This is a genomic window from Methylobacterium sp. B1, assembly GCF_000333255.1.
Taxonomy (GTDB): domain Bacteria; phylum Pseudomonadota; class Alphaproteobacteria; order Rhizobiales; family Beijerinckiaceae; genus Methylobacterium; species Methylobacterium fujisawaense.
This window is the reverse complement of sequence record NZ_BACT01001066.1, coordinates 1-10764: the sequence shown is the minus strand read 5'-3', so window position 1 is coordinate 10764 and position 10764 is coordinate 1. Positions and strand designations below refer to the sequence as shown.

Annotated in this window: 14 protein-coding genes; 4 read left to right on the top strand and 10 right to left on the bottom strand. The window is 71.0% G+C overall.

Annotated features, from left to right (window positions below; genetic code table 11):
* Positions 1-142: 142 nt before the first annotated feature.
* Positions 143-1003, bottom strand: coding sequence for a hypothetical protein (locus I53_RS29690; protein ID WP_043357896.1), 861 nt, complete (start codon positions 1001-1003; stop codon positions 143-145).
* A gap of 59 nt (positions 1004-1062) precedes the next feature.
* Positions 1063-1338 (bottom strand): hypothetical protein, encoded by a 276-nt coding sequence (locus I53_RS29685; RefSeq protein WP_043357894.1) that lies wholly within the window; start codon positions 1336-1338, stop codon positions 1063-1065.
* Positions 1339-1492: 154 nt separating this feature from the next.
* On the opposite strand from I53_RS29685, the gene ppk2 reads away from it, so the two are divergent.
* From ppk2 to I53_RS29670, 3 genes are all read left to right on the top strand, one after another.
* Positions 1493-2410 carry a polyphosphate kinase 2 gene (ppk2, locus tag I53_RS29680; RefSeq protein WP_043357892.1) on the top strand — a complete coding sequence of 306 codons (918 nt, stop codon included), beginning with the start codon at positions 1493-1495 and terminating at the stop codon, positions 2408-2410.
* A 65-nt stretch (positions 2411-2475) separates the two neighbouring features.
* A complete protein-coding gene (locus I53_RS29675) occupies positions 2476-2739 on the top strand; it encodes a hypothetical protein (protein WP_043357891.1) in 264 nt (87 codons plus the stop codon).
* Between the two features lie 523 nt (positions 2740-3262).
* A complete protein-coding gene (locus I53_RS29670; RefSeq protein WP_043357889.1) occupies positions 3263-3490 on the top strand; it encodes a hypothetical protein in 228 nt (75 codons plus the stop codon).
* A gap of 7 nt (positions 3491-3497) precedes the next feature.
* On the opposite strand, the gene I53_RS29665 is transcribed toward I53_RS29670, so the two are convergent.
* Positions 3498-4454 (bottom strand): helix-turn-helix domain-containing protein, encoded by a 957-nt coding sequence (locus I53_RS29665; protein ID WP_043357887.1) that lies wholly within the window; start codon positions 4452-4454, stop codon positions 3498-3500.
* A gap of 121 nt (positions 4455-4575) precedes the next feature.
* Here I53_RS29665 and I53_RS29660 point away from each other — a divergent pair, with 121 nt between their 5' ends.
* Positions 4576-5019 (top strand): MucR family transcriptional regulator, encoded by a 444-nt coding sequence (locus I53_RS29660; RefSeq protein ID WP_374701394.1) that lies wholly within the window; start codon positions 4576-4578, stop codon positions 5017-5019.
* Between the two features lie 141 nt (positions 5020-5160).
* Here the strand turns inward: I53_RS29660 and I53_RS29655 are convergent, their stop codons facing one another.
* The 7 genes from I53_RS29655 to I53_RS29625 form a co-directional block, all read right to left on the bottom strand.
* Positions 5161-5676 carry a hypothetical protein gene (locus I53_RS29655; protein WP_043357884.1) on the bottom strand — a complete coding sequence of 172 codons (516 nt, stop codon included), beginning with the start codon at positions 5674-5676 and terminating at the stop codon, positions 5161-5163.
* A 31-nt stretch (positions 5677-5707) separates the two neighbouring features.
* Positions 5708-6232, bottom strand: coding sequence for a hypothetical protein (locus I53_RS29650; protein ID WP_051045126.1), 525 nt, complete (start codon positions 6230-6232; stop codon positions 5708-5710).
* 168 nt (positions 6233-6400) lie between these two features.
* The gene (locus tag I53_RS29645) at positions 6401-7339 is read right to left on the bottom strand and encodes a pirin family protein (protein ID WP_043357882.1); all 939 of its coding nucleotides are present in this window, start codon (positions 7337-7339) and stop codon (positions 6401-6403) included.
* A 197-nt stretch (positions 7340-7536) separates the two neighbouring features.
* Entirely contained in the window at positions 7537-8568 is a 1032-nt protein-coding gene (locus I53_RS29640; protein ID WP_043357881.1) for an aldo/keto reductase, read from the bottom strand.
* 111 nt (positions 8569-8679) lie between these two features.
* Complete coding sequence (locus I53_RS29635) at positions 8680-9675, bottom strand: HlyD family secretion protein (RefSeq protein ID WP_051045125.1); 996 nt, start codon at positions 9673-9675, stop codon at positions 8680-8682.
* 1 nt (position 9676) lies between these two features.
* Complete coding sequence (locus I53_RS29630) at positions 9677-9892, bottom strand: DUF1656 domain-containing protein (RefSeq protein ID WP_236952766.1); 216 nt, start codon at positions 9890-9892, stop codon at positions 9677-9679.
* Positions 9889-10764 (bottom strand): FUSC family protein (locus I53_RS29625; RefSeq protein ID WP_043357877.1); only part of this gene is annotated, 876 nt, incomplete at its 5' end. The genes I53_RS29630 and I53_RS29625, both read right to left, overlap by 4 nt.

Genomic DNA, 10764 nt, shown 5'->3' with positions numbered 1-10764 from the left:
GTCGATCCGATCCACAGGCATCCGTGAGCGACCGGCGCCCGCGGCGATAGGCCGGACGCCGCGCCCCGGCGGCCGCGTCGAGTGCGACAGCGGCCTCGCCCGGCCGGCCCACCGCGTCTTCCCGCCGGACGCCCCGCCGGCCTCAGACGGGCCCCGATCCGGGATGCGGGCCCATGCGGCGGCGGTCGTGTTCGATGGCGAAGACATGGGCGTAGAGGTTGGCGACCCAGCCCCGGCCCTCGACCGTGAGGTCGAGGAAGCGGATCGCATCCCCGATCACGGGCTCGATCTTGCCCCAGAAGAAGGACGGATAGCGCTCGGCAAGGTCGGCCGGGCTGTCGTAGCCGAGTTCCGCGTTGACGCCGATCTCGGCGAATTCGTGAAACAGCGCATTCAACTTGCGCGGATAAAGCGGGTCGCCGAGCTGCCCGATCAGGTCGGCCGCCCGCAACAGGCCCGCCTCGGTCCCGGTCTCGCGATGCGCGTCGTCTTCCGGCACCGGGAAGCGGGTCAGCTCGATCGCCCGGATGACCCGGCCCGCATCGACGAGATCGTGCGTGCCGAAGCGCTCCTGGACAGCGAGTTTCGAGCGCTCGACGTGATACGGCGCCAGCGCCGCATCGGAGGCCCCGCGGGGCAGGCACACGGTCCCGCCCCGCGCGTCGATGACGAAGGCCTGGGCCCGGTCGCCCGCGCAGACGCCGCGCACGTAACCGATGTCGTGGTAGAGGGCGGCCAGGATCATGTGCAGCCAGTCCTCCGGCGTGACACCCTCGTGCAGGAAGCGGCCGCGCAGGATGTCCTGGGCGACCAGGGTGACGAGGGCCGTATGATCGCCGTCATGGTAGAGGGCATCGCTCCCGACGATCCGCTCGATCGTCAGGCGCGCCGAGGCCTCGATGATCTCGGCATAGCGCGGCTCCCGACTGCCGAAGGTCCGCTGGTAGGTGACGGCGAGGTGCTCGCCGAGGGCATCGGCGAGCATCTTGGTTGCGTCGAACATGGTCGGGCCTCGCCGTCAGCTGCGGCCGGCGGCGACGCGCCCGGCCGGGTCGGTGCAGATCACGTGGACCGCTCCCCGCGTTGCACCAGCCGTTCTTCGAGATAGGCCGCCGCATCCGCGTAGAGTTCGTAGCGGCGGAGCAGGACCGCGCGCTTCTCGGCCGGCGTCGCCGCATCGAGCTTGCCATGAGCCTTGTCGGCGCGGGCGCGCATCTTCCTGGCGAGCTTCTCGAACGCCGCGTCGATCCGGGCGCCGACCTTCTCGCCTTCGGCCCGCGCCGGATCCAGATCGTCCGGCGCCCGCCCCGGCGGGGGCTTCGTCGCTTCTCCAGCCATGACGCGTCTCCGGTCGCGGTGCTCCGTGGCCGAAGCGTATGACGGAACGATCACGGGTGCGATACCGGATCGTCCGCCCGCGGGCCGATCGCTTCTCAGGCCTGTCACGGAAGGCTGCTCTAGCTCGGCCGTCCGACACGCAGGGGGACCCGCGATGAGGCTCGACGACAGTGCTGCCCTGGATGCCGCCCTGGAGGCGATCCGGCGCGACCTTGCCGACAGCTACGATGAGGAGGTGGAACTCGGGCTCGAGGAGGAGCGCCTCGATCGGCTCGCCGCCGACGGCGCACAGCCCGAGCGCCTGGACCGCAAGGTCTATTTCCGCGAACTGCTGCGCCTGCAGCACGAACTGGTCCGCCTCCAGGACTGGGTGCAGGATCGGAAGCTGCGTGTCGTCGTCCTCTTCGAGGGCCGCGATTCGGCCGGGAAGGGCGGCGTGATCAAGCGGATCACCCAGCGCCTCAACCCCCGCGTCTGCCGCGTGGCCGCCCTGCCGGCCCCGAGCGAGCGCGAGCGGACGCAATGGTACTTCCAGCGCTACGTCTCTCACCTGCCGGCCGGCGGGGAGATCGTGCTGTTCGACCGGTCCTGGTACAACCGCGCCGGGGTCGAGCGGGTGATGGGCTTCTGCACCGAGGCGGAGGTCGAGGAGTTCTTCCGCTCGGTGCCCGAGTTCGAGCGGATGCTGGTGCGCTCCGGCATCGTCCTCCTCAAATACTGGTTCTCGATCACCGACGCGGAACAGGAATTCCGCTTCCAGATGCGGATCCGCGATCCGCTCAAGCAGTGGAAGCTGTCGCCGATGGACGTCGAGTCGCGTCGGCGCTGGGAGGATTACACGCGGGCGAAGGAGGACATGCTGGCGCGCACCCACATCCCCGAGGCGCCCTGGCGGGTGGTCGAGGCGGTGGACAAGCGCCGGGCCCGCCTGAACTGCATCAGCCATCTGCTCGGCCAGATCCCGTACGGCAGCGTGGAGCACCCGCCGGTCCACCTGCCGGCCCGCCTGCGGCATGCGGATTACGTGCGCGGTCCGGTCCCCGCCGAGATGTACGTGCCGGACGCGTACTGAACGGGGCGCCGCGGCCCGGGGCGGGAGCCGTGATCCTGTCGTGCAGACGCCGCTATAGCGCCGCCATGGCGAAGCGCCCGATGACCCTCGACCTGTTCACGACCCTCGACATCGTCGATGACGACGTCTCGGCCGTCGTGGACGCGTATCTGGCCGATCCCACGCCCGGCTCTGTGGCGTTCGGGGACGGCTTCCGCATCGACCCTGCGGCGGCGGTGGCCTCGCATCCCTTCGCCCGGACGCTGATCGATCAGCCCTGGGCCGATACCGGACTGCGCCGGGCGGCGATCCGCGCCGCCATCCTGCTGGCGGAGCCCGAACGGGTCTGATCGAACCGGGCCGTTCGGCCCGTGACTGCCGCGCTCGGGATGTCGGGGCCCGTCGCACCGCCGGCGCGGTCGCGTCGCGGCGGCGCCCGGTCGGCCCGCTTGCGCGCGATCTGCGCCCGATCTGCGCCCGGGTCGGACCTCCTCCTAAAGCGGTATGCGCGCGGCCTTCCATCGGCGCGGCGACCCGGATCTATCCTGGGGCGATCACGGGGCGGATGGACGGCCCGCCGCCACGGTGAACGATTGGTTTACCCAATCGGCAAACTTGCACCGACCGCCCCGATCCGGATGCGATCGGCCGGCGTTCTACGGGCAGTTCCACCGGAGACGTGCTGCCATGCTGATCTTGAATCCGCTGACCGGACAAACCGTCGAGGTGCGTGTTCCCCGGCCGAAGCCGAAAGCCGCCTGAACGCGCGTCGCGTTCCGCTCCGCGGGCGGCCCCGGAGGCCTCCCGCGCTCCGCTCGCTTCCCCTGCACGTCCGCGGCATCGGCGGCGTGCCCCTCCAGACCCGCCTACGCCATGATGCCGACCGACCTCGACAGACCCGCCGAACTGACTCTCTGGCCGGGCTACGCGCCCGCCCGGGTCGCCGACTCGCGCAGCTTCCCGACGCTGCGGGCCGCCCTGGCCGCCGCGGTCGCGGCGATCGACGCCGAGGATGCCAGCCCGTGGATCATCACGGAGGACGGCGACATCCTCGCGCCGGGATGGATCCGGGCGAACTCCGCGGGGGCCCGTCCCCAATAGCCGGCCGTCAGCCCGCGATCCCGGGCGCCCTCCGGTAATCGCTCGGTGAGAGTCCGTAGCTCTCCTTGAAGCGTCGGCTGAAGTGGCTCTGGGTACTGAAGCCGCAGCTATAGGCCAGCTCGCCCACGGACAGGTGGCTGAAGCCGGGATCCGTGAGCCGCTGTGCGGCGCTCTCCAGACGCCGCCGCCAGATCCAGTCTGCGATGTTGCGGTCCTGCTCGCGGAACAGCGTCTGCAGGTGGCGCAGCGACACGCCGACCGCCGCCGCGAGCTGGGCGGGGTCGAGATTCACGTCGCCCAGATTGGCCTCGATATGGGCCAAGGCGCGCTGAAAGATGAGGATCCCCTGGATGTTCCTCGGGGGCTCGTGGGCGAGGCGCTCCGCGATGCTGGCGACCACCAGGTCGACGCCGATCGAGGCCATGCGGTTCGCCATGTCCGGGGTCATCTGACCGGCGGTGCGGGCGAGCTCCTGGAAGAAGGTCGTGACCATCGACGTGCCGACTTGGTCGGCCCCGATCGTCAGGGCCGTGAAGCGGCGCGTCGAGCCGAGCGCCCGTTCCAGGCACGCGCGCGGCATCTCGATGAACAGCGTCTGCGTGTCGCCATCCGAACCCATGACGGCCGGTCGCCGATCCATCACGACGATGTCGCCGGGATTTTGGATCGCGGTGCGATCGTCCTGCGCGCTGAACACGCGGCCCTTCAGGGTGATCGCGACGTTCAGCGTCTCGTATTTGCCGTGCCGCCGGATCGTGTCCGGGGTCGCGACGGTCGTGACGGCACTCTGCGTCACCCGCGTGATGAGCAGAGGTCCGACCTCGGCGGCCTCCAGGGAGCCGGCGAATCCGTGAGCGGCGGTGGGCGTAAGTTCGACAGGCACAATGCGATCGAAGATCGTCTCACGCCAGAAGCGGAAACTGTCTTCTGGCGCGTAATCCGCCGTCGAGAACAAAGTCCTCATTGCAACTTCTTGTATTCGGGCGCCCGCGTGCGCGCTCAGGAAAACGGTAGCACGCTTCCAGGCAAGCGCAATGGGACGGACCAACCTATGAAGGTTTTCATCCCATTCAGGAGGCCGCCCCGTGTCCCCATCGACTCCGATGAGCCCCCAATCCAATATCGAGCTGGTTGCTGGGCTCGTCGTTGCCTACGTGTCGAATAACCGGGTCCCCGTCACCGAATTGCCGGCCCTGATCGCGCAGTGCCACAGCGCGATCAGCGCGCTGGCGTATCCCGGGAGCGGGCCGGTGACGGCGGCCCCGGATCTGCAGGTGCGGCTCGACAAGCCGAGCGCGGCGCAGGTCCGCGGCTCGGTCCAGCCCGACGGCATCATGAGCTTCATCGACGGGCGCGTCTACAAGACCCTCAAGCGCCATCTGACGGCGCATGGGCTGGACCCACAGAGCTATCGCGCCCGCTTCGGCCTGCCGGGCGACTATCCGATGGTCGCGCGGGAATATGCCGAACGCCGGGCCGCGCTGGCGCGTGCGATCGCCCAGGGCGTGCCCCGCGACCGGGCCGCCTGAGCCGGCGGATCCCGACGGGCTGAGGCCGACCCACCTCGGATTCCGACGAGGAGGTTCTCCTGACCGGGCAACGGGCCGTCTTCCCGGGGCCGATGACCCACCGGGAGACCGGCGTTTCCGAAAGGCCCGGCGTCCCGCGCTTCAGGCGGCCGCATGCCGGCCGTCCGGCAGCAGATCCCGGCTGGCCTGTTCGATACGCTTGAGCCAGTCCTCGGCCGACTCCGCCCGCACGATCGCGGCCTCGGCGCGCTCGTCGGCGTCCCGGACCCGCCCGTCGGCCAGCGCCTCGACCTCGCGGACGCGCAGTGCCGCCTGGGTCTGCACCTCCTGCAGATGCGCCCGCAGCGCCTCGATTTCCTGCCGGGCCGCCTGCAGCTCCGCAGACAGGGTCTCGCAGGTGGCGGATCGCTGGCGCAGGCGCTGATCCTGCTCCTGGGCCGCGATGCTCGCGGCCGACAGCGTGTCCAGAACCTGGCTCCAGTCCGCACCCGGCCGCGACGGTGGCTCGGACGGTGGCTCGGACGGCGTCTCGGGACCCGCTCCGGAGGCCGCCACCGGGAGCGGCCCGGCGACCGCCGGATTGCCGTCGGCGGTCGACGGGGCCGGCTCCGCGCGCGCGATGCGTGCGTCGAGCTCTGCCCAGAAGGCCGCGTTCATCGCCGCCGCGATCCGGCCGGGCCCGCGCGGGTCACGAGGCCGCCCGGGTGGCGGAGGCCCGGGTCCGGGCGTCCTGTGGGCCCGCCTGCGTCACGAACTCCGCGTCGATCGTCTCGGCGATGCGTTGGAGCATGAGTTCCGCCGCTGCAGCCCGCTCTTCGGCGGCCGCGGCCCGGTCCTCGGCGGCCTGGATCAGTTTGATCGCCTGCGCATGGACCTCGTGGGTCTCCCGCTCGGCCGCCTGCACCTGGGCGCGGGCCGCATCCATGTCGGCCCGCACCTGCCGCAGGAGATCCTGGACGTGCGTCTCCTGCTCCTGCGCCCGGTCTTCGACGTCCCGGATGTACCGGGCCGCGCCCTGCACCCGCTCCAGCAGGTCCGGCCACCGCTCCACCGGCGACGGGTTCGGGTTCCGGCCCTGCGCGGTGGCGCGCTCGTCCGCGGCGAGAAGGACCAAGTTGCCGGTCCGGATCCGGGTCGTCGGCTCGCGGATGTCGCACGCGGCGGCTTCGATCGGGGTCAGCGTCTCGGCCTTGGGGTGCTTCGTCTGTTCCATCACGCGTCCTGCCGGCAGGGTGCAGCGCAAGCCTCCGATGAGGCATCGGTGTCCGTCCCACACCGATGGAAAATGGTTAACAACTCCTTAACACTCGCGCTAGGGTTGCGTTCGAGCGGCCATGATCGCCTGTCGCTGCACGCCGGACCGCCGGATCGGGCTGTCGGCTCAGGGGTAGCGGACGGGCTGCGGATCCTCCGACAGGGGGATGAATTCGGCGTCGTTCGGCACCGTGTCGAACCGGCCCTGGCGCCAATCCTCCTTGGCCTGCGCGATCCGCTCGGGGCGGGAGGAGACGAAGTTCCACCACAAGTGGCGTGGACCATCCATCGGCTCGCCGCCCAGCACCATGAACCGGGCCCCCTCCAGGGCGCGCACGCTGATGCGGTCGCCGGGCCGGAACACCAGCAGCTGGCCGGGCCCGAAGCCGTCGCCGGCGATCTCGATGGCGCCCGCCACCGTGTAGATCGCCCGCTCGTCGTAGGTCGGATCGAGGGGCAGGACGGCCCCGGCCTCGAGCGCCACGTCGGCGTAGACCATCGGGCTCGAGGTGCGCACCGGCGAACGTGCGCCGAAGGCCTCGCCCGCGATCAGCCGGACGGTCTTGCCTTCGCCGGTGAGGACCGGCAGCGCGGCGGCGTCGTAATGCTCGAAGGCGGGGGCGTTCTCCTCGTCCCGGTCGGTGAGGGCGACCCAGCTCTGGATGCCGAACAGCCGGGAGCCGGTCTGCCGCAGCGTCGGGGCCGTGCGCTCCGAATGGGTGATGCCGCGGCCCGCGGTCATCCAGTTCAGCTCGCCCGGCCGGATCGGCAACTCCGTGCCGAGGCTGTCGCGGTGCATGATCTCGCCGTCGAACAGGTAGGTGACGGTGGAGAGGCCGATATGCGGATGCGGCCGCACGTCCATGCCCTGCCCGAGCAGGAACTCGGAGGGGCCCATCTGATCGAAGAAGATGAAGGGGCCGACCATCCGGCACTCGGTGGAGGGCAGCGCCCGCCGCACCGCGAAGGAGCCGAGATCGCGCGAGCGGGGCACGATCAGGGTCCGGATCGCGTCGCAGCTGAAATGGTCGCCCGGGATCGGATCCTCGGCACTGTGCCAGCTCATCGCCTTGCTCCTTCGCGCGGGGAGGGAGGAGCGCCATCGGCTGCTGCGCGGCGCCCCGGATGGCGGAGCCGACATCGTTCGGGATCGGCCGGCCATCCGCAGGCATCCTGGACCGGGACCGCCCGAGTTGAAACAGAAACGATCGAAACGCATCGTTTCCGATTTCCGCCCTCAGGGTCCCGGCCGCGCGCCGCTGGTTACCAGACCGTCGGCTTCGGGTTGCGCTCGTCAAAGCCCTTCTGGTGCCAGTACGGATAGATCGGCGTCTCGTGGCTCGCCGCGTCGAGGCGGGCGACCTGCTCGGCGGTCAGGGTCCAGCCGAGAGCGCCGAGATTCTGCTTCAGCTGTTCCTCGGTGCGGGCGCCGACCACGATGTTGCACACGGTCGGCCGGGTCAGCAGCCAGTTGAGCGCCACCTGCGCCACCGTCTTGCCGGTCTCGGCCGCCACGGCGTCGAGGGCGTCGACCACGCCGAACAGGTATTCGTCGGAGACAGGCGGCCCACCCTCGGCGCCACCGGCGGCGATGCGGCCGCTCTGGTTGGCCTGTCCGCGGCGAATCTTGCCGGTGAGGCGGCCCCAGCCGAGCGGGCTCCAGACCATCAGGCCGACACCCTGGTCGATCCCGAGGGGCATCAACTCCCACTCGTAGTGCCGGCCGATCAGCGAATAGTAGCCCTGGTAGGCGACGTAGCGGGCGAGGCCGTGGCGCTCCGAGGTCGCGAGCGCCTTCATGAGCTGCCAGCCGGAAAAATTCGAGGCGCCGATGTAGCCGATCTTGCCCGCGCGGGTGAGGTCGTCCAGCGCCCGCAGGGTCTCGTCCACGGGGGTGAGCGCATCGAACCCGTGCATGAAGTAGACGTCGATATGGTCGGTGCCGAGCCGCTTCAGGCTGGCCTCGCAGGCGCGGACCAGATGGTAGCGCGAGGAGCCCACCTGGTTCAGGTCGTCGTTGAACCGGAAGGTCGCCTTGGTGGAGATCAGCGCCCGGTCGCGCTTGCCCTTGAGGGCCTGACCCAGGATCTCCTCGGAGGCGCCGCCCGAGTAGATGTCGGCCGTGTCGAAGAAGTTGACCCCGGAATCGAGGCAGAGATCGACCATGCGGGTCGCCTCCGCGACGTCCGTCTGGCCCCAGCGCTGGAAGAATTCGTTCGTGCCGCCGAAGGTGCCGGTGCCGAAGCTGAGCACCGGCACGGTAAGGCCGGAGCGTCCGAACTGCCTGTAGTCCATCGGATCCTCATCGCGATCGCGGGCGCCGCATGTCGGCGCGCCTGCCGGTCTAACGCGGTCGCCGCCCCGGCTTTCCCGGCGGCGGGCATGCCACGACGAGGGCCGTGCGCGTCAGCGCCGCGACTCGACGACCGGCGCCCCCTCGCAGCGCTGGCCGGCGGCCGCGCCGGTGCGCCGGTCGGGCGGCAGGGCGTCCGGGGATCCGGCCTTCTCGGGCAGGATCGCGACATTTGCCGTCATCCCTGCCGCCAGCACGATCGGGCACGGCACGTCGTCGAGGTCGATCCGAATCGGCACCCTTTGCGCCAGCCGGACCCAGGTGAAGATCGGGTTGACCGTCGGCAGCCCCTGAACGCCCGGGGCGGCGTCGGCGACGCTGATGCCGCGGCCGAGGCCGGTCACCCGGCCTTGGATCGGACGGTCCGGCCACGCCATCAGCGACACCCGCGCGGCGTCACCCTCGCCGATGCGCGGCAACTGAGTCTCCTCGAAGTAGCCTTCGATCCAGAAGCTGTCGCCGTTGACCAGCGTCAGCGCCGGCTGCCCCGTGGCGGCGAACCCGCCCTCCTGCAGCAGCAGGTTGGTGACCCAGCCGTTCACGGTGGCCCGCAGGGTCGTGCGCTCCAGGTTGAGCCGCGCCTGCGCCAGCGCGCCCTCCGCCTGGACCACGTTGGCCTGGGCGGCCTGCGCCTGACCGCTGGTCGTCTGCTTCTGCTGCGGGGTGGTGGCGAGATCGTCGAGTTCGGCGGTGCGCTGCGCGATCCCCGCGAGGTAGCCGGCCTGTGCCCGGGCGCTGGCGAGGGCGCCCTCCGCCTGGGTCACGGCATTCCTGAACGTGCCGGGATCGATCGTGAACAGCACGTCGCCCTTGCGGACGAACTGGTTGTCCCGGACGCGGACCGCCACCACCGTCCCGGAGACCTCGGGAGCCACCTGCACGGTGTAGACGCGCACGCGCCCGTCCCGGGTCCAGGGCGTGTAGGCGTAGTAGAGGAAGGCGAGGTAGGCGAGGCCCACGGCCGCCGCCAGCGCCAGCAGGGTGGCGGCGACGTTGTAGGCGGGCGGCGGCTGCCAGTCGCGCAGGGACGGTCGCGGGGTCGTGGCCATGTCACGGACCCTGGACGCGCAGGGACAGGATCAGCAGCGCCGTCACGGCGGTCAGGAGGCTGAAGTCGAACAGGGCGCGGTTCCAGACAAGGTGGTTGATGCCGATCCAGTCCAGGATCCAGCGCAGGCCCCAGGTGATCACCAGGGCGGCGAGCAGGCAGATCACCGCGGGCTCGACGTAGAGCCCCAGCACGTCGACCGCCCGCAATCCGATCACGCCCGCACCCCCGGATCGAGGTTCGGCCAGCCCGCGCGGTCGAGATCCGACACGAGGGCGGCCAGCGCCCCGATGCGCTCCGCCTGGAGCGGCAGGGTCGCCCGGTCGGCGAGCTCGCGCAAGGGATCCGGCACCGCATCCGCCTCTGCCGGACGGGACACGGCGAGCCGGGCCCAGACCGCCCGGCCGACGCGGCGGCCTTCCCGGTCGTTCGTCTCCCGCAGGGCGAGCAGCAGGAGCCCGATGACGAGCAGGCGCTCGCCGCCCCGGGCCATCGCCTCATCCGCGCCGATGAGGGCAAGCCGGCCGAAGCCCCGGGCGAGATAGCGATCGCGGGGCGGCAGCAGGAGCGCCGGGTCGAGGGCCGCGCCGCGCACCGACCGGACCAGCCGGCGGCGGGCCCGCAGCCGCAGCGTCGCGGGGCTCACCGGCGGCGGCAGGGCGGCGAACGCGACCGCCGCCACCGCCATCCCGAGCAGCTCGGCCAGCACGGTGTTGAGCGAGTCGGCGAGGTCGTAGGTCATCGGGTTCTTGGGATCGAGGACGCCGAAGACGAAGAAGCCGAAGCCGATGCCGTAGATCGCACGCTTGTCGGCCCGGCCGACCACCGCCAGCATCGCCACCGGCAGCAGCACGGCGGCCAGGAGCACGAAGCTCCCGGTGGTGGTCAGCAGGGTGTAGCGCAGGGTCAGCCCGACCACGGCGGCGAGCAGCGCGCCGATCAGGAAGGCGCGGGATTCCGCCCGCGGGTCGGCATGGGCGGCGAGCAGGACGCAGACGAGGCTCGCCCAGGTCGCGGCGCCGGCCCCGTGCGACCAGCCGGTGACGTACCAGAAGCCGTTGACGAGCAGGACGGCAGCGGCGGTGCGCAG